Genomic DNA, 23147 nt, shown 5'->3' on the forward strand with positions numbered 1-23147 from the left:
TATTTAATTGTACCTTTGTCCTTAAAGTACCGTTGCCGACTTTCGTAAGTCCCGACATTAAACAGATTGTTTGACCACCTCAACAGTTGCTCGACAATGGTTTTGTCGAGTCCTGTTAAATGCCACAGGTCTCTTTGTACTGCGTACATCTTTTTTTACCCTCCTTGATTTATTTTACTAGAATTGGTAAATATTTAACTGGCAGGATAAATCCTGCAATGCCCTTTCATCCCTGGACTTTTGTCGCAGGGTTTTCAGGGTATTTCTTATAATCTCGCTCATTTATAGCATACTAAATCAAAATTGCAAGGCCTATAGATATTTTTAAACTCTGGTATCTTTCGAGCTAAAAATATTAATGATTGCACGTTTTGATGCCTGTTTTGGGTACACTTTTATCTCGCCCTATTTCGATCGCATCTAGAAGTCACACTGCGAGTCAAGCCGGAGTATCTATCCAAAGAGAGAAAAAATGAAAATCTTTGATTCATAATTTTCTTTCCTGCCTGTTGCCCAATGTCTTAAACTGACTGTTCACAAGAAACAGAGCTGTTAATTAGAGGCAGAAGCGGCCCGGTTTGCTCTTGGCCGTTGACGGCTAGTTCGCTGTGGCAAAGGTAAAGCACGGAACAACGACTTAACAAATCTACCAGAATTCGCCGCAGTCGCTGTTGGTCGGCGGCCGTTTCGTCTTCGGTTCCCCAGGGACGCCCCAATTGCGATCGCACAAATAAGGGTGCACCAAACAAAGTCGCCGCACCGCCGCTCAGCCATAGGGGCGAACCGGCATCCAGCCAAAAGTGCCATTTGTGGGCGCGGCGGCTGCTGCGGTACTGGAAGATGTTGGCGAGGGTGACGGCTTGGGCTTCTGGGCCTTGGGAACGGACTGGAAACGGGTTGGCGGTGACGGTTCCTTGGCGCAACAACTGGATGAACCTGGCGATCGTTTCTGAGTCGCCCCCGTTTGTGGGTTCTACACGCTGCATTCGCGCGTGTATTTCCCAGTAGTGGGCGGCGGTTTCCATTAACTCTCGCAGGGCTGCTAGCCGATCGAACGGCAGATATCTGTCGTTGATGAGAAATTTCTGGATCGCTCGATCGATCAGCGCAATGGGACTGGGTAACAGCCGCTCCTGTTGTTGCGATCGCTGTTGTTCGATCCACTCTACAATTTGCTCGTAGGCCAAAGCTGCTCGGTGTCCCACTCTGTCCCACCGGGGAAAGGCTGTAATTTCCAGCAGTTGAGGTCGATCGAGATCGGGACAAAAACAGTGATCGGCAATTAAACCTGCTCTCACTTGGTCGATCGATTTTAGATTTTGGATTTTAGATTTTAGATTGAAAGTGGGGTTATCTTCTGCTGTTTCCGGCAATTCCCGGTGTTTCTGGCTGCCTAAAATTACTAGCATTTCGGCTACGGCGTCTCGATCGACTAAACGGCCTAGTCCAGGATAAACCAACGCTAGCAAAGTCAGCAAAGCTCGAATCTCTGGCGTAGTCGATAGGGGACGCTGATCGTTGAGGGATTCGGCCGCGATACCATCTCGGGCGAGAATTTCCGTTAAGCTGTAACGGGCGATCGCATCCATCCCAGGAGCAACTACGGCGATTTCCTGCGCTTCCACGGCTTTTGACTTCACCGCATCCACGATAATTTCGGCGGTTTCTCGCAGCAGTTGCGCCCGAGAAGTGGTTTCGAGCGATCGAACCGAGCCTGGTAAACTCAAGCCTAAAGGATAAAAACCCTCAGAATTCACTGCCAAACTTACGGCTAAATCCCCAATCTCTGAGGATAAACCGGCTTTTGCGTCCAAATTTTCCACGCTTCCGCAGCGGCTTTCGAGTCGGGCGAGGTATTCCGTGTCAGCCCCCAAACCCAAACGCACTCCTCCATCCCGATTGTAGGAAAAGGCCCCCGCTGCGCCTGTGTCGAGCATTCGATCGAACAAATGACCGCTGATGGCCGGATAATCGTCAACATCATCGGCGATGACAGCTTGATATCTAGAAGCCAACTGCTGCTGGTAAGTGACATTTGGCAACAAATAGCGCCAGTAGAGTTCGCACACAATCCCGTAAGTCAGCAGCCCCCGCGTCAAGCACCATTCCCGCCACCTTTCGAGCAACTCTCCCATGCTAGTCCACAGGCTATTCGAGCCGTCACCAGCGGCAAATCCCTGTTGGAGAATGTGGGGAATTTCTTCTCTGGGCGTACCGCTGACAGCAGCAAGTTGTAATAAGTCTAGAGTTCGACGCACCATGCGATTTGGACTTACCCCTGTTTGTTGCAAAATCCCTTCGTCTAACTCGCGACGCCAGAGTCTGGCTGCAAGTTCCAATTCTGTTTCAGGTTGCAGCCGCAGGGGAAATTGAGCCTTCAAATCTAGCGACTGCAACAGCAGCGGCCAAAATAGCAATACTTCCTGCTCAAAAAAACCGAACGGTGTTGTGGAGTGAAAGGCATATTTTCCTTGGGTAGCTATGGCGATGCGATCGGCCAATTCCAACCGGTTGTCCCCATTAGCTGCTAAGACTAAGATTGCTGGGGCTGTTTGTCCCGCCCGCCAGCGCCCGGAACGCCCGCGGCTTGAAACGTTTGCGGGCAAAGGCTTGACTGTTTTGCTCCACAGGCAGAACTGCTCGACTAAGCGAGCGGTTTTGCCACTGCGGGCGCCTCCTACAATCCAAATAGAATCTGCGGAAACGGTTCCTAATTTATCTAAATTTGTTACCATAGTTACAGGTTTTCTAGGCAAATATTACAATTGCCTCGGGCAACCATTTTGTAAGGTGTGACCCTTACCGGACGTACTACTACGCCCTGTATTCCCTCAGCTTCATCGTTGGGAAATGCTTTTTTGACAATGTTAGCGCTGCCATTCACATCCGCATTGATCAGTCTGCCATCACCAGCACGAAACAAACCTCGCTTAATTCGCTTACCTTTGTACTCTGAATGCTTAACACAAGGTTCATTATCTAAAAAAGAACACTTTGAAGTGTAACTTTCTTCAATAACTTTCACAACTATTCCTACTAACTGCGCTTTGTAAGTTAGCATTTCAATAAACCTTGCATGAGGTATTGCTGCGAAATTCTGATTGTTCCGCTTTCCGAGATTTATTCCCTGTTTCCAATTCTCGTTTTTACCAATCACCAGTGTCCCGATTCGGTTAGCTGCCAGATGATTGATGATGAATCGACTAGCGTTGTGCAGGTAATTATCTACTTTTACATTCCGCTTGTGAGTTAATTGTTCAATTTTGATTGATGTTTGTCTCTCCCCCTTCAAGTCTGACTGCAACACAGCCTTTTTTTTGTGATAGTAGGCATTGATTGATTTGAGAGGTTTGCCATTTATTATCAGCGGAACAAACCCGTTTTGATTGGATGTAATTGTCGCTAAATTATTCAGACCAATATCAATTCCTGCTATTCCTTCAACACCTGATGATGAAACAGTTACAGCCTTGGGTTCATAAACTACCTCTATCGAGTAATGGTAAGTTTTTGGAACGATTCTGACTTGATTTACTTGGCTGACTTTAGTCGTTAGAAATATCTGAGTCAAAGACAGATTGATGATTCCTTTTTTGAGCCATTCTTGACTGATAGCTTGAGCGGTGTAAGTCAGGACATTTCTGCCTAATATTTTGTGTTTGTATCTGGGTATTTTGGGTCGGGCTTTGAATTTATCTGGATGTAACTTATATTCCTGGGTAGCTGCAAAAAAAGATTTCCAGCTTTCATGCAATCTCAATAATACTTGCTGAGATACTTTGGCTGGTAATGCTAGATAGTCAGTCTTTCCCTGACATATTTTCTGTATTTTGTAATAATCGAGGTATTCTCCCGAACTAATAAACTTTTGTCGGACTATATAGTTAGCGTAGTTGAAAATATTCTTAGAAAGAAAGCACAAATTATCTAGCTGCTTGTATAGCCAGTGGTTTTGATCGATAATGTGCTTTTCAACGAGCTGCATAGTTTTGCCGTATTTTTTGACTATACTATACTATACACGGCTATTAATGGCTATAAAGTCAATGAAGTTTTACCATACCGTGAGATTGCTAGGACTATCCCCAGCGCATACTTCCTGTAAAGCCGTCAAGCGAAGGACGGGGTTTCTACCCAAATTTTCGATGACTAATATCTGCTACTAACTAATGGACTCCAGCTATGAATACTTCTCTGTGGAACAGGTTTGTAAAATATCTCTACAGCGCTCACCAGTGGTATAGAGAAACGCCTGAAAGGGCACTAGAACAGGCCTATGATGCTGCGCTAGCAATTAAGGCGATCGAAGATGAGCATTTTGGCGGCCAAGGCATCTCCGAGCGATCGTCCGATTACGGACACAGCACCCTGTCTTACTTTAAATCCGAACTGCAAAAATACCTCAAGGTCATCCAAACGAGAATGGTTGAGTTTAATGCTAGCCGTTCTTTTTTGGAATTGCCCGATCGCGTGGGGGCAAAACCGCAGGCGGGTAACAGCGCCCCGCGCCACCAACAAGGATTGGGTTTAGAGAATAAAGATCGATCGTCCCTGGTATTCGAGAAGCTAGAGTTTATTGATGGAGTCATTGACAAGTATATTAATAATAGTAAATCAACGGCGATCGTCCCACTTGTCAGTTCAGTAAACGTGCAGGTGAAATCTACAAGCAGTTCTCAACTTGACGCCAATAAAGGATTAGCTAATCTCAATCAAACTCATGGGGAGGTTGATACTAGCTCTGAAGAGGTGAATTTATTACCCAGATCGCTTTTGGGAACTTTGAATCGAATCACTAAAGAGTTAGATCCCGAAGCAGAAAAAGACGTAGTTAGAAATTTCCGAAATTCTAAAGTAAAAACAGTTATTTCTCTAAGATTTATTTTGCTTTTGATTTTGGTTCCCCTGCTGACAAATCAAATTTCCAAAAACTTTGTAGTCGGGCCAGTAGTTGACCACTTTCGAGTCAAGCAAAATGCTCCCTTATTCATAAACGTTGACTTGGAAGAAGAAGCCTTAAAAGAACTGGAAACATTTGAGCAGCACCTCAAATTTGACACGTTAATTGGCATAGCGCCGCCACTTGCTCCAGAGGAAAAGGAAAAGAAGATTGCTGAAAAAGCATTTGAATTAGCGGAGGAATATCGCAAAGAAAGCGGTGGAGCCATTAAAAATATTTTTGCTGATTTGATTTCTGTGATTGCCTTTGCCGCGATTCTCATCACTAACAAGAAAGAGATTGAGGTTTTAAAATCTTTCATGGATGATGTGGTTTATGGACTCAGCGACAGTGCAAAGGCTTTTGTAATTATTTTGTTTACCGATGTGTTTGTGGGATTCCACTCGCCGCACGGTTGGGAAATAATTCTCGAAGGTTTATCGAGGCACTTGGGACTGCCAGAAAATAGGCAGTTTATCTTTCTGTTTATTGCCACGTTTCCGGTGATCTTGGATACGGTATTTAAGTATTGGATATTCCGTTATTTAAACCGGAGTTCGCCTTCGGCGGTTGCTACTTACAAGAATATGAACGAGTAATCTGCTCATATCTAATTTTTTTGTTAAATAACCCTTATTAGGTTCGTAGTGAGGACTTCAGTCCTCAAAAAATATCAGGACTGAAGTCCTCACTACAAACCTATTATTCCGTTTGTAGTGAGGACTTCAGTCCTCAAAAAATATAATCCGCTAATTCCAACGCTTCTTGCGTTGTCGCTGGTTCGCCACCGCCTCCACCAGTCCCAATCCGAGAAAATTACTCAGCAGCGACGCATTCCCGTAACTAAGGAAAGGTAGCGGAATTCCTGTAACCGGGGCTAAGCCGATGTTCATCCCAATATTTACGAATACCTGAAAAATTAACATTGACAGTACGCCGATCGCCAGCAAGGAACCAAAATTGTCGTTTGCAGTTTGTGCGATCGTCACCAAGCGGAAACAAATGATCCAGAACACCAACAGCACTGCAATGCAGCCAATAAAGCCCAATTCTTCGCCGATCGCAGAAAAGATAAAGTCCGTATGCTGTTCGGGAATAAAGTTAAGCTGAGTTTGGGTTCCGTGAAACAAACCTCTGCCTTTGAGTTCCCCGGCCCCGATCGCAATCCGAGATTGAATCAAGTGATATCCGCTGCCTAAAGGGTCTTTCTCGGGGTTCAAAAACCCTGTCAGGCGCATTTTTTGATAATCCTTCAGCACGCCCCAAAATACGTGTCCGACGTGTCCCGACACCACATTCACCAACACAGCACCGAAAGTCCCCAGCCAAGGCCAAGGTAGGCTTCGCCAAGCAATAATACCCGCCACGACTACCCAGGCTACCCAAATCGGTGTGGACACGTTATTGAGGAGAACTGAGAAGAGAGGAGAGAACAACAATATTAACCATCCGGGATTGACATTTCCCCAGTAAAACATCCCCATTGTGATCGCGCCAAACACCAGCGAAGTACCTAAATTTGGTTCAGCAAAGATCAATCCCCAGGGCACAGCCATAATCGCCAGCATTCTCAACATATCGCGCACCGTAGGGACAGTCTTCTCGTGCAGGAGGGCTGCTAAGGTGATAATCATCCCTACTTTGGCAAATTCTGAGGGTTGCAGGTAGAAGCCGCCGATATTGATCCACCGCTGGGCACCGAGCCCTGTAGTACCAATAAACCGCACTGCAATCAGGGACAAATTAATGAATATGTAAATCGGCCATTTCCACTCAATCAGTATTTGGTAGCGACAGCGGGAAATGATGATGGCGAGGAACAAACCGACTCCGCCAGTTACCCAGTGCCGCCACCAGTCGATCGAGCCCTGGTTGATTTCGACGCTGCGGATCATGATTCCGCCGAAGATGGTGAGGCTGATGCAAGCGGCAAACAGCCAAGGATCTGCTTCTTCCCAGGGTTTGAAGATCGATGTCCAGCGGTTTCTGACTTGTATTCTTTGGAACATGAGGATTTTAGATTTTAGATTTTAGATTTTAGATTATCGAGCCGATTTTCGGAAGTTGTGGATATATAGCAGTTGACAGTTGACAGTTGACAGTTGACAGTTGACAGCAATCAAACCGTTTATGCTGTGGGTTCTCGTCTCCATTCATGGAAGTCATTTATGCCCTCACGCCATGTGGCGGTTGCTATATTTTGGATGCTGAGCCTGCACTGTAACTTTAGAAGATTTGGTGTCAGTACGTCACTTTATTCGGCGAGTTGTACGGAGGTTCCGGGCAGTCTGCAACTGGCCGAGGTGCGCAGTGTGCACAAATCTGTAGGGTGCGCAGTGTGCACAAATCTTGTAGGGTGCGCAGTGCGCACCTTACGCGGATTTAGCTCGCTCCGCAAGTCCTAGAATCGGTCAAGTCGGCTCGTAAAGGTACTCAAAACCGTTACCGTCGGGGTCTCTGCCGTAAAAAGACGCTGTACCGTCGCGGTGTTCGTGAATCTGGGTGACGGAAACACCTTCAGTTTTGAGTTGTTCGTAGGCGGATTCCATTTCGGTGCGATCGTCAAATACAAACCCAAAATGCGGCCCTGCTTGGTCGTAAGTCGGACTCAACAGCGCCAGTCCATCATCTCCTGCTTTTAAATAAGCCCAGTCTGCATCTTTCCAAACTAACTCCATTCCCAATTTGCTGTAGAACTCAGCAGCTTTCTCTATGTCTTGCACGCAGACGGCTACGTGTCCCAATCGTTTTAGTTTCATGTCTAGAAATTTTATTGTTGTGCTTTACTTTATTGTATCTTTTTTCCTTTGTTTCTCAGTTAATTAGGGATTTTTTCGGGATTTTTGGTAGCGGCAAACTGTACTTTTTCTACTTGTTTGCTGGCGTCCATTTCGCTGAACAGTTGAATGGCGCGATCGAAGTTTTCTTGGGCTTTCTCGATGTTGCCGAGTTTTTGTTCTGTCAGTGCGAGCTGATAGCAAGCTTCGGCTCGGTCTAATTTAGCGCTGGGCAGATCGAGTATTTCTATTGCTTCTGCATGGTGCTGCATGGCTTGGTCAAATTCTCCTCGTTCTCGGTACAGGGCAGCTATACCGCTAAGAGCTTTGGCTTTGACGGTGCTGTAAAGGTTTTCGTCGGCCTGGGCGATCGCCTGACTGTACAAGCTCAAAGCTTTTTCTGGATCTCCGAGGTTTTTATAGGTGGTGGCTAGAAACACTAACTTGTATCCCGTACCCACTAACTGGCTCTCTTCGCGATCGGCATATAGTTTGTCGGCGAGTTCCTTGGCAGCTTTTTTGACTCCCACACAGGAGTTGAGAAAAGCTAACCCGACCTCGATCGAATAACTGTTAATCCCGATAATCCCGATTTCCTCCCGCGAATTTTTCATTTTGACAAATATCTCCAGAGCTGGTTCTAATTCCAGCATTTCTATTTTGCAAAACCCTATATTGATTGCAGCGTTAAGTTTCCAAAATTCTAGATTAGCTTTTTGGCCGTTTTCCGGTTCGCTATTTTTTGCTATATTTTGCAGACATTTAGTGGCTTTTCTTTCGGATATTTGGTGACATTCTATGGCTTGATTGATGTCGCCCAATATTCTGTAAGAAACGCCTAAAATACTGTAAAGACCGCTCAAATAATAGTCAGAAGTCACATTGTTGACGATGCGAGTAGTTGCTGAAATTATTGGCTGCAAGAAACCTAGTTTATAGAGCGCTCGTCCGAGTTTGTAATCTTTGGCAAACTGGATATTGATTTTTTTGAGGATGACGCTAGCGGCCTGCTCGAAACAGCTAATTGCCACGTAATGATAGTAAGCTTCAAAAGCTTTCAGCGCATCTTCTACGGTTTCAATAATCTCGACGCTATCCGTCCAAAACTCGGCTGCTTTGCGGTTGGCGGTGTCCCAGTCTGCGGGCGAAAGCCGATCGACTGCTTCTTCCCGAATTGCTGGATGCACCCAGTATTCGCCTTTTTGGGACTCGACTAGCGATCGGTGCAACAGCGATTTAATGATTTGTCTGCGTCCGGCTTCGGGCACGTCCCACAGCAGGCACAAAAGTGCATCACTAGGGACTGTCGGCACGTCTTGATAGCGGTAACAGCCCAAGCGGCAAAGGAGTTGATAGGCTTCGGGATCGAGTTCTTGCAGGCGGTTGAATTGACTGGTAACTAAATTTTTTAAGTCGGTTTCCACCAGCGGATCGTCGCTGTTTTCCAGCCAGTAGGCTGCCATATCTCCGTCAAAATCTTCTCGGATTGTCCCCCAAAGAATGCCCATGGCTTTGGCATTACCGCCGTAAACTTTGTGCATTTCCTGGAGTGCGACAGGATCTATTTTGATGTTGCGATCGCCAAAATACTGCTGCCAAGTTTCCACGTCCAATCCCGGAAGCAGGTAGTGTTCGACGGTTACGTCAGAATCGCAAAGTCGATCGCGACTGGTAATCAGCGTTACCGACTGCACCGCGGCATCAGCCAAAACTCGCAAGAGTTCGACGTACAGCCGGTGGGGTTCAATAAACTTACCTTGTCCGTCGAGGGCGGCTTCCAAATTGTCAATCAATACGCCGACTTTGAGAGTCTGAAGTTGCCGCTTCAGCCGCCCGAGGGTGACACCAAAGTCTGGCCCTGGTTCTTCTTGGAAGTCTTGCTTGAGCCATTCTTCGATCGCACTTTCTAAGGCTGTGAGGTTTTCTGTCTCTTTTGCCATCAGCAGTTCAATTACGCGATCGAACCCTTGAGATTTCAGGTACTGTCTGGCTAAAGTCGTTTTGCCCATACCGCCGGCACTTTGGATCACAATCACTTTAGCGCCTTGGGCTACCAGAGTATTCAGATCCTCGATCGCCTCAAACCTGCCCAAAAAGTTCGGATTTTCGATTTCCAAGTCCGAATCTAGCCCCAGGGACGATCGGGGCGGAACAATTTGCCCCGACTGCGGTTCTAGTTTCGAGTAGCTGCGCCAATATCGATCTATTACCGCTTGCAGGTTATCTCTTTTAACTTTTTCACCTTCTCCAAACAAAGCTGAAAGGCGCTTCCACAAATTAGAGGCAGCATCCTTAACAGTCCCTACTCCATATCCTTCACTCTCTGCAACCTGTTGGTACGTCCTGCCTTGCACCCCCATCCATGCTTCGCGAAAGATCGCGCTGTCAAGGTTGTCGAGAGTTTTCAGGTTTCGAGCCACAAGTAACGAGTTAGTAAAATCCAGTGCTTGATCCGCTTCCATTGAGTCACCAGGTTTAGCGTTACCTATTATCAAACAACTCTAACAGACTTTTTCCGACTCGCTTACGGGCTCAAACAGCCGACTTATAAGGACTTTTGCCGACTGACACAGCCATGGTTGACCTGCGAGACTGTTGAGTGTGGAGGGGAAGTTGACCGACAAGCTTCTGACATCCGCACCAATCAAGTCGAACTTACATTCAGGAGCCAGCAGCTATGTCTATTAACACTGATGAAAAGGCGATCGTCGATGAAGCAATTCGCCCTCAAGAATGCGGCCGGGTGCGCTTTCAAAGCACTTGGTGGCCTGCAAAATGCGATCGAGACATAACTTTTCACCCCGGGGATGTGGTTCGAGTTGTGGGAATTGACAACATTACCCTGATTGTCACAGCCTAGCTTTGACAGTTGACAGTTGACAGTTGACAGTTGACAGCAAGAGGGCGACCTCTACCTGGAAATTGGTAACGAGTCGAGCAATCAGTTTTTCGCATCTCAAACTTCAGCCAAACTTATAATCAGGAGCCAGCAATCATGACTTTTGACAATTCCGAAAAAGCGATCGTCGATGAAGCAATTCGCCCTCAAGAGTCCGGCCGCGTGCGCTTCCAAAACAGTTGGTGGCCTGCAAAATGCGAGCAAGAGATGACTTTTCAACCGGGTGACGTGGTTCGCGTCATCGGAATTGACAACATTACTCTGATTGTGGCAGCCTAGCTGCCGATCGAGCCAGTGAATCGAGTCCTACAAGTTTTTACCTCTCAAGAATCCGACGAATCTGCACTCAGGAGTCCTAAAGTTATGAGTCTCAACCATTTGAAAAAAGCCGTCGTAGAAGAAGAAATCCGTCCAGGCGAGTCCGGTCGCGTCCGATTCCAGAGCACTTGGTGGCCTGCGAAGTGCGACGATCTACAAATAACTTTGAAACCCGGTGCTGTGGTTCGTGTCCTGGCACTTGAGAACGTGACTCTGATCGTTGAAGCGTAGTTGGGAATTAAGGATTTACCGAGTCTGGTTATAAGTTTATCGCCTTTGAAGGTTACGAAAAATTGGAAATTGGGAGCCAAAAATATGACTGTTAGCTATTTGGAAAAAGCGATCGTAGATGAAGAAATTCGACCCAATCAGCCCGGTCGCGTCAGCTTCCAAAACAGTTGGTGGCCTGCGAAGTGCGACGATCTACAAATAACTTTGAAACCCGGTGCTGTGGTTCGAGTCCTGAGACTTGAAAACATTACTCTAATAGTTGAAGCTTAGTTCGGGAAAACTCTGAGGTGGGGAGTAGTCAGTTGATTTTAGATTTTAGATTTTAGATTTTAGATTTACACTCTCATTAAATCTGAGAGTTTGAAAGTCAGTCTAAAATCAGGGGATCTGCCAGACTCAAGTTGAGGATTTGTATCGGTTTGTAGAAGGCAGAATTTAACTTCCCGCTTGCAATTGTTGGGATAAGAAATCTGACCATTTAATCAAACTTAAAAAGCGCGAGCTTTTCGCATCCAAAAGTCAAACATAACCTATCTTCAGGAGCCATCCACCATGTCTACTAACTATGTCGAAGAAGCAAGCTTTATTGAAGAAGAAGGAATCTTAGCCTTCGCTGATGAGGAAAAAGTAGGCAGTGTTAATCAAGCAAAATCAGCCGTCTCCGGTGCGGAAAAGTCCAGCACCGATGTAGCAGAAGAGACGGCGGTCGGTGAGGAAAAACCCGCTGTCGGCGATGCAGAAACAGTCCATACTCATCTAGCGCCAAAAGATATCGCCCCAGACCAAAAAGCGATCGTCGAAGAAGAAATTCGTCCGGGAGAATCTGGTCGCGTCCGTTTCCAAAGCAGTTGGTGGCCTGCAACATCTGACCAAGAAATTACTTTTAAACCCGGAGAAGCGGTTCGAGTCATCGCCATTGACAATGTGACTCTGATTGTTGAAGGGTAATTGCAAAGCATCTTCCGATTTTAGATTTTGGATTTTAGATTTTAGATTGGAGGATTTGGGGATTGGGAGATTGATGAATGGTTTATTAATTGGTAAATACCTCGGAAACTGTTCGCCTTCAAAACAATTCCAACCAATTTTTAGGAGTAGCAATCATGTTTTTTGACTATTTTGAAGAAGCAATCGTTGCAGAAGAAATTCGACCGGGTGAATGCGGCCGCGTCCGCTTTCAATGTAGTTGGTGGCCCGCTAAGTGCGATAAAGGCATAACTTTTAAACCCGGGGAACTGGTTTATGTGGTAGGAATTGACAAGATTACTTTATTGGTGGAGGGTATAGCTTGAAATGCGGGAATTTGCGATCGCGCTGCCGCCTAGGCGGATCTCTCTTCAAATCTCTTCAAAAGCGCGATCGAAGTTCTCACCTCTGTTAATTGCAATATTCTAGAGTTTAACCTCAACAACTACTCACCGCTGACAGTCTTGTCGGCGGTTTTTTTTCAGTAGGAAGACGGTACCGTGCCTATTGGTGAAAACTTAAGCCTGAAAGCCTTGATAAATCTCGTTTTTACCTGAGTCCAGATCCCCCTCGCATCCCCCGCATCGTTGCGGGGACTTTGAGACAACTCCTGTCCCCCCCGACTATCCGGGGGGCTAGACAGGGTTAATTAAAGGTACGTAGTTGCGCTTCAGCGCTCTTTCCTAATATTATAAAGAGCGCTTTCATCGCAACTACGTACCTAATTTGTATGACGACAATAAATTTGATGTTAAGTTGACACTCCGAAAGGCTCTTGGAGTGTCCCTAATTACCCACAGCCTATGTATCATGCTGAGTGAAACGAAGCATCTCCCTCGATGCTTCGCCCAAGTGCGTTTAGGACTTTTCATAACGAACTAGAAGATGCCAGAGAAAAATATCCGGATCGTCATGCTGGATCATCTCTTTAAACATCGAAACAAAAGGCTCATAGTCCAAAATCTCCATCTGCAAACAAAGTTGTTTTAATCCCGCTTCTTTAAAGATGCGATTCAAACGCAAGGGAGTGTAATAAATCTGGGGATCTTGCCACTCAGCATCCCAAACTTTATTGCCGTAGACATCGATAAATCCTTCTGTAACGCAGTGAGCGTGTTTGCGACTAAAATAGGCAATTTCCAAGAAGCATAAGGTAGTTGGAAAATATCCGTATATCTTGCCACCGGGCTTGAGAACTTTACCAAATTCCCGAATCATCTGGCGGTTGGTTTTATCCTCACTGGAAACCACAGAATTTGCGAGGAGGACGCAATCAAATTTATCGTTCCACTCCGGTTTTTGTTCGATGATTCGCGTGGAGTCTACTTCCTCAAACACAATTTGCTGGTTGTTGAGTCGGGCATCTCCATCTGCTTTTTCCCAATCTGTGCGTGCTTTTTCAATCGCTGTTTTGGAAAAATCGGTACAGTAGATTTGTCCAATTTGGGGGCAAAATTCTAGTAAGGTTTTCTGAAGATAAATTTCCGAGCCACAACCGGGAATTAGGACTTTGATGTCAGGCGAGTTGGGAATATCATAGCCGGGAGAACGCTCTGGACGGATTAAGTTTTTGCAGATTTTGGGGTCTTGGGTGATACTGAAAGCGTTGTTGGTATAATCTTCGTGGTGTTTATCCCAGATTTCTTTCTCTTCTTCAAGTGATTTCGAGCCAAGGCCATGAGAAGAGGGGATTAGCCATTTGTAATCATTTGTATCGGTCATAATTTTCAACTCCAAAATGTTCAGTACAAGTTAAATCTGCGTGTCAATCACTCACCACCAAGCTGCCGTTTTCCATCACATACGTGACATCCGCACGCAAGGCATTAGCCATGCGGTGGGTGATGAAAATCACCGTGCGTTCTTTGGTAATGCGCTCGATGGTGGTGAGGATTTTGGCTTCCGTGGCGGGGTCGAGGGCTGATGTGGCTTCATCCAGAATCAGAATTGCTGGATTTCTTACCAACGCTCTCGCCAGGGCGATTCTTTGGCGTTGTCCCCCTGATAACTGTCCGCCCCTGTCACCAACAGGTGTGTCGTAGCCTTGGGGTAAGGACAAAATAAATTCGTGAATCTCGGTGGCTTTGGCTGCGGCTTCGACTTGTTCGTCAGTGGCTTGTAGATAGCCCATGCGGATGTTTTCTCGCACCGAGCAATTAAACAGAATTACATCCTGAGAAACCAGTGCAATTTGAGAACGGAGGGAGCGTACTGTGGCATGACGTAAATCAATGCCATCAAACAGAATGCGTCCTTTATCTGGATCGTAAAATCGCGTTAGCAAGTTGACAATTGTACTTTTGCCTGCTCCACTTTGACCGACAAATACCACAAAGTCTCCTTGGCGAATCTTCAGGGAGAGATTTTTAACTCCACCTCTATCTTGGGAATAGCTAAAGGTAACATCGTCAAAGTAAAGATCGCTGTAAAAGTGAGGTAAATCAATCGCACCCGGTGCATCCTGAATCGCCGGAGTTTCTGATAAGATATCGCTGATGCGTTGCAGCCCTGCCACTCCATCAATAAATGCCGGTATTGACGAAGTTAAGCCGAGGATATTGAGATTCAATCCTAGCATTAAAACTTGAAATGAGGTAAGAGTTCCTACAGAAATTGTATTCCTGTAGGTCATGACTGCACCAATACTTAAAACCACCAACTGCGTCATGACAAAACCAATCATGGGGACTTTCTGCACTAAGTAGGAGAGAAAGGTTGCCCGGACATAAACCTGTTTTAAGTCATTCAAATCGGTGGAAAAATCCTCAGTCATTTGGTTCTCCAGCCCGAATATCTTGACAACGGTTTGCGAGAGGATATTCTCTTCGATAACGCTGGCAATCTGTCCTTCTTTTTGCAGCAACTTATAGCCGACTTCGGTGGCAAGGCTGGCAATTTTTGCTGGAGCAATGGTACAGATAGTTAAACCGATTAAACTGAGCAGGGCTAATTGCCAGTTGAGGAGGAAGAGGAAAACCATAGAAAATAGGAAGTTAGACAGTTCTAAAACAACGACTGTCAGCCCCATTGTAATTACGCCATTTTCCACCTTTTGGACATCGGCGATCAGACAATTGACAATATCCCCGGCTGAACGTCGCCCAAAAAACTCCATTGAAAGGCTTTGGAGATGCTCGAATAGAGAGTATCGGATATTGTTAGTGATTAAAATGCCCAAACGCGCTCCGAGGAAAATTCCTAGCAAGCCGATGCAAGCATATAGAATTGCTCCGACAACTAGCAATGACAGGATTAGAACCAGAAGACTATAGTTTTGGGGAACGATGGCGGCATCGATGATAAATTTTAAGCTGGCTCGGAAGACTGAATCAAATGCTGCGTCGCATATCAGGCAGATAAAGAGTAAAATGAATTGCCATTTGTAGGAGGCAATGTATTTGTTGAGGGTTTTAAAGAACCAAATAAGTTCCATGAGTTATGGGAGTTTGTCTACAGGCAAGATTTATACTTTGACTTGTGCAATTTCAATTGGATAGCCTTCTTATTAAGCAGGGTGGGCATTGTTCACCCTACAGGGATTTTCAGTTGTAATTTCTCAGCACCATCACTAGGATTTTACTGATTAACTTTTAAGTTAAAAATAACGGAATCGCACAACTTCTCTCCTTTTTGTTGTTAGCTTACTTGTTGTCTTGATTGAGTTTTTGTCCTCAACTTTCTCAATATTAGTCGAGATTTAATAGGTTTGTCAAGCTTAAGAAACAGAGTTTACACAAACTTTATCTTACCGAAAAACACAAATAAATCAACAGGAAATAATCCGATGCTATTATTTTAAGCTCGGATTATTTCTCTTTATTCTGCTGTTTTAAATAGCAGATGTGAGGCAAGTAAATGGAAGGTGGTTAAAGAAGCAATGCTCTCTTGACTCCTGAATTAGAGTGTGTTGAGGCGCGATCGCCTTTAAGGGTTGCGTCAGACTTTTACTCCTAAAAATGCTTTACACTCTGAAGACGATTACCAGCGATAATTTCTGAATTTCTAGAGTTAACAAAAGCCTCGACTAACGATTCCTAACTGAAAAAATCATTTTGGGATAGGTGGAGTGCGATTGCACTTCCTTATCAAAGGTTAAAATATCAAACAGAAGACACTCTACGCGATCTCCCAGGAATCGATTGGCTCACAAGCCCTTAAATTAAGGCTGTTACTGTATATCCAGGTGAACATTGTGAAATATATTGCTCAGCTAAATCGTGTATTCGACCGTTAATCACGCTACAGGGAACATACCAAGGGCTATCTATACATTGAATTTGAAGTGTTTCATTCGATGGATTATAATTCCATGTGACCGTGAATCCATCCTGAGTATATGAACCACTCTTGCCCGAAATATTATATCCTTGGGATCTAGCTGCTGCCTCTAAACAATCCAGAAGGTTTTGAGTAATGTTACTGAATGTTTGTAATGCACAAGCGCTCATAAAGTATCCTTTTTTTTGTTGTTCATCCTTAAGACGAATCCAGAGATCGATTTCTGAATTTTTCGAGTTAGGCGCTGTTTTTTCCTAACTCAATGCACCCCATGAAACCACCTCAAACACAAGAACTATAATTTCCACCCATTGCACTAGATTTTGTCATTGAATTAACATCAGCAACAAAAGATGTAGGGTAGGCGCTGACGGCAGTACCCACCCTACATCTATTTTCAATTACCGAGCGATTTTCGCTCAGAACTGATTTTTACTTTTAATACGAACGAAATCTAAATAGCATTATTTTTCTCCTTTTTTAGATGAATTTGATGTGCTTTCTGTGGAGACAAAATTTTATTTTTGTCTCTACACCTATAAGACGAATCCAGAGGTCAATTTCTGAATTTTTCGAGTTAGAGGCTGTTTTTTCCTAACTTAATGCACTCTGAGAGGTTCAGATCCCCGACTTTCCGAAGAAGTCAAGGATCTACGCTTTAGAACGAGATCCCTTTCGCCTCTTACCTTTCAACCGTTTCACAGCCTCCTCAACCTCACCGCGAAAAGGGTAGAGCAACCGCCGACTCAGCGCACTTCGATAGGCCTCCACAGCCTCCCTCACATCCCCCAAGCCCAACAACGCCCTCCCTCGCCAGTAACCAGCCATAGCCGGGTCAAACTCCATCAATTCCTGAGCAAACTGACAAGCCTTTTCCAAGCATTTCCGGCTCGCCACCTCATCCCCCAACACTCCATAACTCTCCCCCAGCCACACCGCAGCAGACACAGATTGCAGATAACCCGCATCTTTTGGTAACAACTGCCATCCCTGCGCCAAAGCCTCCACCGCCTCCGGGTGTTTAAGAGCCAGCGCCAACACCCGCCCGTGACTAAACCAAGCATCAGGTAACTGCGGCTCAAGTTGCGTCCCCTTCGCAGAGACACTACACCCCCGATCGATTTCCTGAAAACTTTCCACCAACACCCGCCCCGCCGTCGTCCAAACACTCCAGCGATCGGGAAAACGATCGAGCATCTCTTCTACTATTGATGTCAGGGTTACTTCACGGTTCGATCGCCCTAAATCCCCCAGGGCTGTTTGATTTTCCGTAGGGGCCGTGCCCCCGTGCCGGCCCTCTTGGTCTGACCTGCCGATCGAATCGTCTGGGTCGGGGGTAGGCACGGGGGCACTACCCCTACAAAATTCACGTTTTTGGTGAGAATGAAACTGCGCTGTGGGCTGGGGGCGATCGAGAGAGGCTGGGGAAGAAGTCATCCTCGCAGCGGGCAAAATCTCGCACAACGCCCGATAAATTTCACAATCCAGGGGATACAGACGATAAGCTTTCAGCATCGCCGCCGCCGCCCTCTGATATTCCCCCGTGTGGAACAAGTAACGCCCGTAGGAATACCAACCCCTCGGATGATTCGGGTGTTCCTCGGTAAAACCTTCCAACACCGCAACCCCGTTAGCCGACTCCCCCCGGAAAAAGTGATAATATGCCAGCAACTCATGACCGTCCGCCGCATCAGGAGCCAGTTGCAGCACAGAAGCGATCGTCTTTTTAGTCTGCTTCCCCTCCTCACCCGATACCAATCTCATCCGGCAACGAGTATCCGCCAGTCGTTTGAGTACCCCAAAATCACCCGGAGCCACCTCTAGCGCTTTGCTCAACCGCTGCTGCGCTTGGCGCACGTTCCCCACCGCCACCAGAGCGTCATAGCTGCCGATCGACGCGACAATATCCTCTGGGTGCAGTGACAAAACGGCATCAAAGGCTCGCAAAGCTGCAACCGCATCGCCTCTCCCCACCTGCACCTGGGCCAACGCCAGCCAGTGAGCGGCATTGTGAGGTTCAAGGGAAGCCGCCGACTCAAAAGCGAGTATCCCTGCCTGAGTATCACCTCTACAGAGTGCGATCGATCCGCTGATATGCTGTCGAGTCGCCTCATTGCGCGCATTCGCCGAGGCACTTTCATAAACCGCTGCTGCCTCAACCTCTTGTCCCATAAGCTGCAAGAGTTTTGCCAATTGCAAGCGGACGCCGATCGATGGTGGTTGCTGCCGATCGATTACTTGGCGATATTCCTCAACCGCCTGCTCGATCTGACCCATTTCAGACAGCAGATTCGCCAATTCCAACCGTTTCTTCCACCCAGAGGGAAACTGCTGCACGTACTCACTTAATGTTTTCAGCTTCTGCTCTTGTCTGGTTGGCTTCGAGTCTGCAACCAGGTAAGCATTCAACTCCACCCCAGAGGACTGAGTGAGGGATACCACCCGGAGTGTAGTGTTTCTAGACATGATGCTGTTACCTGATAATTAATTGTCTCGCCAATGTTCTGAGGGATGGGGGCGATCGCGGGTGGGGCGATCGTTTCATCGGATTGTAGGGGCAATCCCCCCGCCCCAAAATCTTGACGGGGTAGGCACTCTTGCGCTACCCCTACAGTAAATTCATCTGCGATCGGGGCAACTTCCCCCTTTTGAGAAGACTCGGAGAAATCTAACAGAGCATCATCCAACCCTGACAAATACCTGCTCAAACGCTTTTGCAGAATCTCTCGCGCCTGTTGGATGCGCTTGTAAACGTTATTGAGCGAGAGAGCAAGTTTTTGGGCAATATCTTGATAGGCAATTTGGTGGCAGTAACGCAGGATAAACGGATTGCGTAATCGAGAAGGAAGAGTATCAATAGCGCGGCGAATGTAATGTCCCAACTCATGATGTAGAAGTGCCTCTTCAGGAGAGTCCAAACCAGAAATAACTGCTGAATTTCCTGTAGCAGCTAATTCTTCAATATCCTCCATCTGCATTGCTTTCCGGCGGCGTTCTCGGTGTATATCTATACATAGATTATGGGTTAAGCGAATCAGCCAAGCTCGGAGGTTGGTGATTTTTTCGGCATGGTTTGGCAATTTATCCCAAGCTTTAAGCATGGCGCGACTGAGCACCTCTTCGGCATCAGTAGGATTCCCCCCCATCCACTTGACACAGCAACGGTAAAGATAATCTCGATTCTGTTCCCATAGCTGCCAAAATGCTTTCTCCATATCTTCTGGAGAACCCCAAATGTCTTTTGCACTAACTGATTGAGAATTTGACATGATTTTAAAAGTGGTGAAAGATAGATGTGAAGGAACATTCCTCTATTCCTTTTTTCGTTGCACCCCAATCCGGCAAAAATCTAGCTCAGTGCGATCTGAGTATTTATACTAAATCCGGGTTATCCATCCCCTTTATAAATCCTCCGTTATTAGCAGAGTCTTTGCGATTGCTTCGCTGTCGCTCGCAATGACAATAACGGGGGTGGTAAACCCGGATTTGGTATTATCCGGCTAAAGATTCGATTCAGTATCGTTAGCCAATATTCAAGGTTGATTGTTGTCAGGGTGATTCATCAATCACCCCGACTCAGCAAAATCAAGCAAAAGGAACTGAGAAAACGATACCGCCCTCGGTATAAGGCGCTATCATCAAACTAATACCTGGGAAGTTGCGATCGGTCATCTCTTGATAGTTCCCCACTGCGGAAATCGCATTCAAAGCGAAATTATTCGACAAACCCAGACTTTCACCCACAGTTCCTTCCACTCCCAAAAAGCGGCGGACAACTGGATCGGAACTATTGATTTGCTGGCGCACATTTTCAGAAGTTAAACCCAGCTCTAACGCTTCATAAACAGAATAAGTAACGCCTGTTACCACATCCTTCCACTGGGATTGATTCTCGTCCACCACCATTGCTAAAGGCTCCTCTCCCAAAACATCGGGAAATGGCTGATGTTTGTCTCGCTGGTCGGGGGGTAAGGTGAGAAGACTAGAGATAATCAGATTCCCATTGCCGGTGAGCGCATCCAATTCGCCCTTGATATAACGATCGAATAGGGCCTCCAAGCTATTTAAGGCTACGACTTCCGCATTAATGCCCGCAGCTTTCAGCTTTTCTCGCAGAGTTACCTCAGAATTGGTATTTGCACTCACGCCAATTCGGCGACCGGCAAGCTGTTCAAAAGAGGTAATTCCGCTGGCGGTTGGTGTTACCACAAATTGAGCATCGTAACTATTAATGGGGGCAAAATCTACCCCCAGCAAAGCATCCCGCTTGAGGTTGTGGCTGGCATTGCGGCTAGTTACATCAACGATGCCATTGGCGACATCGCTGAAGCGCTGAGGACCAGTTTTCTGAATCACGAATTCCACTGCGTTGGGGTTGCCAAATAGGGAAGCTGCTAGTGCCCGACCAAAATCCACATCAAATCCGCTGAAGTTGCCCTTGGAGTCAGCAAAACCAACTCCTGGCGCGTCATTTCTCACCCCGACACGCACGAAACCCCGGTCTAACACTTCCTGTAAAACGTTGCGGTTGTCGTTATTTACCAAGGGCACGGTTAATTGGTCAGTCCCCGAAAAGGGTAGATAATAAAGCAGTCCCCCAGGCTTGACAAACATTAGCTCATTGAGCCCGCGCGGCAGCACTTTGGGATTGAAATTGCGATTGTAAATTTCTTCGTAATTACCAATTTGTTTGATAACTTTCAACGCAAAATCATTTTTGAGTCCCAGGGATTCTCCTAACTTTCCTTCCACGCCTAAGAAGCTCTTGGTGGCGGAATTTTTATTAAGAAATTCATTCACATTCTGGGAGTTAATACCAAAGAATTCGGCTTGGATGGGAGCGCTGACCACCCAGCGCACCACATCAGCCCATTCAGACTGATTTTCCGGCACGACGAGTGCTAAAGGCTCTTTAGAAATGGCTTCATCCAGGATGACTTGATTTCCCGGATTGGATAAGGTGGGAATGCGATTGCTCAGCACCCCGCGATTAATGGAAACAGCGCCCAATTTCCCCGCATCGTAGGCAGCAAATAAGGTATCTTGAGAAGGAAAAGTTTGGATGTTGAGGGCGATTCCGGCACGTTTGGCGACATCTATTAAATTTTGCTGAGAGCGCGTTCCTGCTAATACGCCGATGGTTGTTCCTGGTAACTGCTTAACAGAACTAATTCCACTATTACCGCGCACCAATACCGCTTGAGTGTCGAAGAAAACCGTAGGCGAAAAATCTACTCCTAAACTGCCATCGCGGAGCATAGATTGAGTGGGCAAAGTGGCGGCAATATCGACTGCGCCACTGGCTACGCTGTTAAAGTCTTTGCCCGCCTCGACGACTACGAATTCTACTGCTTTCGGGTTATCGAACAAAGCGGTGGCTAAGGCGCGACTAAAATCAATGCCAATCCCACTAAATGAACCGTCGGATTCCCGCTTGCTAAATCCGATCGCATCGTCGTTAACTGCAACCCGCACAAACCCGCGCTTTAAGATTTCTTGAAGTTTAGGGCCTGTGGGTGTGGTACTGGCAACTGGTTTTCGACCTTCAGCCGCTCCAAACCGCGCATAATGTTCAAATCCGCTTGATAAACTACCCTTGGCAACTGCTGCTGCTACCTCGGGGTTAGCATCTAGATAAAATTGCTCGTTGAATGAAATTTGTGGCTTTCTTTTTTCAGTAAAACCAAACTTTACCCAATGCTCAAACCCGTTGGGAATAAGGCCAGAAGCTACGGCTTTTGCCACTTCTGGATTTTCTTGCAGATAGGTGGTCTCGTTGTAGTTAGGAATGGTCATAATGCTGGTAATTAGATAATTTGTGTGTTCAATTGGCAGGGTTTTTGATAAAGGCTCATTACTGCTCCAACCGCAGCCGATTCCCGCAGGTTTCTGTTGTTGGATGGTTTGGAATTTTATCAGAGCTGAAAACCCTTATTTTTCCGGCGGGTTGTTCGATCGCGGTAAAAAACCCGGTTATGAAGGTCGGAGTGCGTCCAGGACTAATTTAATTAGGATGTGCTGGGAAATTTTCGTCGTACAGCTAGCAAAGTAATGTCTCTGTTTCAGGTAATAACCCACAGTTTTACTGCTATTTTGATAGATAGCTAGCTCAACAAGCAGTAGACTTTCCCTAGTTTTAAATTATGTCGGTCGCATCCTCTGGAGATCTTGTCCTAACTGTGACTTGTACGATGGACAGTAAATATATTGCGATTGCGATTTTCTAGCCACTCGTAAGCAAATTCATCTACATTTTGAATAGCTAAATAAACTCCGAGTCCTCCAATCTTTTTTTCGTGCGGGTGTTTGTCTAAGTCATCAGGTAGCGCTCGATCGAGGGGATCGTAGGTGACTGCTGTATCCTCAATCATAATTGTCAAGTTGCGATCGCTAATTTCGGCACGCAACTCCAAATCCCCTTCTCTACCAGATTCTTGATAACCGTGAATGATGATATTTGTGGCAATTTCATCGACTGCAAGGCGCAGCCCGTAAGATGCTTTTTGATCCAGATCTGCCTCTGCTTCTGCTACGAGGACATACTCAGCTATCTGACTTAAAGAATCTAATTTTCCCGGCACTATTAACCGGTGCATAAATGATACAATGCCTCCTGCAAAAGGCGATAAGGGGTATAGCCGGGATACTGGCAAAATAGAACAGTGCGATTTGTTGAATTTTTCGCAGTTCATAGTCGCTATCCAAAGCTCTGATTGCGTATCCATTTCTATACCTTAAG

Annotated in this window: 18 protein-coding genes; 7 read left to right on the top strand and 11 right to left on the bottom strand. The window is 46.2% G+C overall.

All coding sequences use genetic code 11. The features are described from left to right. Positions 1-521 precede the first annotated feature (521 nt). Positions 522-2735, bottom strand: a complete 2214-nt coding sequence (locus tag JGK16_RS07240; protein WP_293176857.1) for a recombinase family protein — start codon at positions 2733-2735, stop codon at positions 522-524. 2 nt (positions 2736-2737) lie between these two features. Then, a complete protein-coding gene (locus JGK16_RS07245; protein WP_293176855.1) occupies positions 2738-3985 on the bottom strand; it encodes a transposase in 1248 nt (415 codons plus the stop codon). Positions 3986-4182: 197 nt separating this feature from the next. On the opposite strand from JGK16_RS07245, the gene JGK16_RS07250 reads away from it, so the two are divergent. Then, entirely contained in the window at positions 4183-5538 is a 1356-nt protein-coding gene (locus tag JGK16_RS07250; protein WP_293176853.1) for a proton extrusion protein PcxA, read from the top strand. A gap of 150 nt (positions 5539-5688) precedes the next feature. On the opposite strand, the gene rodA is transcribed toward JGK16_RS07250, so the two are convergent. The 3 genes from rodA to JGK16_RS07265 all read right to left on the bottom strand — a co-directional run bounded on the left by rodA (position 5689) and on the right by JGK16_RS07265 (position 10178). Beyond that, entirely contained in the window at positions 5689-6948 is a 1260-nt protein-coding gene (gene rodA / locus JGK16_RS07255; protein ID WP_293176851.1) for a rod shape-determining protein RodA, read from the bottom strand. 402 nt (positions 6949-7350) lie between these two features. Further along, a complete protein-coding gene (locus tag JGK16_RS07260) occupies positions 7351-7698 on the bottom strand; it encodes a VOC family protein (protein WP_293176849.1) in 348 nt (115 codons plus the stop codon). A 59-nt stretch (positions 7699-7757) separates the two neighbouring features. Continuing rightward, on the bottom strand, positions 7758-10178 hold the full coding sequence (locus tag JGK16_RS07265) for a tetratricopeptide repeat protein (protein WP_293176847.1): 2421 nt from the start codon (positions 10176-10178) through the stop codon (positions 7758-7760). Between the two features lie 215 nt (positions 10179-10393). Here JGK16_RS07265 and JGK16_RS07270 point away from each other — a divergent pair, with 215 nt between their 5' ends. The 6 genes from JGK16_RS07270 to JGK16_RS07295 all read left to right on the top strand — a co-directional run bounded on the left by JGK16_RS07270 (position 10394) and on the right by JGK16_RS07295 (position 12456). Continuing rightward, a complete protein-coding gene (locus JGK16_RS07270) occupies positions 10394-10576 on the top strand; it encodes an NfeD family protein (protein ID WP_293176845.1) in 183 nt (60 codons plus the stop codon). A 135-nt stretch (positions 10577-10711) separates the two neighbouring features. Then, positions 10712-10894 (top strand): NfeD family protein, encoded by a 183-nt coding sequence (locus JGK16_RS07275; protein WP_293144766.1) that lies wholly within the window; start codon positions 10712-10714, stop codon positions 10892-10894. 15 nt (positions 10895-10909) lie between these two features. After that, positions 10910-11164 (top strand): NfeD family protein, encoded by a 255-nt coding sequence (locus JGK16_RS07280; RefSeq protein ID WP_293190054.1) that lies wholly within the window; start codon positions 10910-10912, stop codon positions 11162-11164. A gap of 84 nt (positions 11165-11248) precedes the next feature. Then, positions 11249-11434 carry an NfeD family protein gene (locus JGK16_RS07285; RefSeq protein WP_293176841.1) on the top strand — a complete coding sequence of 62 codons (186 nt, stop codon included), beginning with the start codon at positions 11249-11251 and terminating at the stop codon, positions 11432-11434. Between the two features lie 282 nt (positions 11435-11716). Continuing rightward, positions 11717-12112 carry an NfeD family protein gene (locus JGK16_RS07290; protein WP_293190056.1) on the top strand — a complete coding sequence of 132 codons (396 nt, stop codon included), beginning with the start codon at positions 11717-11719 and terminating at the stop codon, positions 12110-12112. Positions 12113-12267: 155 nt separating this feature from the next. Beyond that, positions 12268-12456 (top strand): NfeD family protein, encoded by a 189-nt coding sequence (locus JGK16_RS07295; protein WP_293176837.1) that lies wholly within the window; start codon positions 12268-12270, stop codon positions 12454-12456. Between the two features lie 532 nt (positions 12457-12988). Here JGK16_RS07295 and JGK16_RS07300 read toward each other — a convergent pair. From JGK16_RS07300 to JGK16_RS07325, 6 genes are all read right to left on the bottom strand, one after another. Further along, positions 12989-13852 carry a class I SAM-dependent methyltransferase gene (locus JGK16_RS07300; protein ID WP_293190058.1) on the bottom strand — a complete coding sequence of 288 codons (864 nt, stop codon included), beginning with the start codon at positions 13850-13852 and terminating at the stop codon, positions 12989-12991. Positions 13853-13895: 43 nt separating this feature from the next. Next, positions 13896-15563, bottom strand: coding sequence for an ABC transporter ATP-binding protein (locus JGK16_RS07305; RefSeq protein ID WP_293190060.1), 1668 nt, complete (start codon positions 15561-15563; stop codon positions 13896-13898). A gap of 1496 nt (positions 15564-17059) precedes the next feature. Beyond that, a complete protein-coding gene (locus tag JGK16_RS07310) occupies positions 17060-18874 on the bottom strand; it encodes a tetratricopeptide repeat protein (RefSeq protein ID WP_293190062.1) in 1815 nt (604 codons plus the stop codon). Beyond that, on the bottom strand, positions 18814-19677 hold the full coding sequence (locus JGK16_RS07315) for an RNA polymerase sigma factor (protein ID WP_293176829.1): 864 nt from the start codon (positions 19675-19677) through the stop codon (positions 18814-18816). Before JGK16_RS07315 ends, JGK16_RS07310 begins: the two co-directional genes overlap by 61 nt. Positions 19678-19993: 316 nt before the next feature. After that, positions 19994-22204 carry an amino acid ABC transporter substrate-binding protein gene (locus tag JGK16_RS07320; RefSeq protein WP_293176827.1) on the bottom strand — a complete coding sequence of 737 codons (2211 nt, stop codon included), beginning with the start codon at positions 22202-22204 and terminating at the stop codon, positions 19994-19996. A gap of 377 nt (positions 22205-22581) precedes the next feature. Then, positions 22582-23004, bottom strand: a complete 423-nt coding sequence (locus JGK16_RS07325; protein WP_293190064.1) for an ATP-binding protein — start codon at positions 23002-23004, stop codon at positions 22582-22584. Positions 23005-23147: the final 143 nt, after the last annotated feature.

It is taken from the genome of Microcoleus sp. PH2017_09_SFU_O_A (assembly GCF_020738625.1).
In the GTDB taxonomy this organism is placed as follows: Bacteria; Cyanobacteriota; Cyanobacteriia; order Cyanobacteriales; family Microcoleaceae; genus Microcoleus.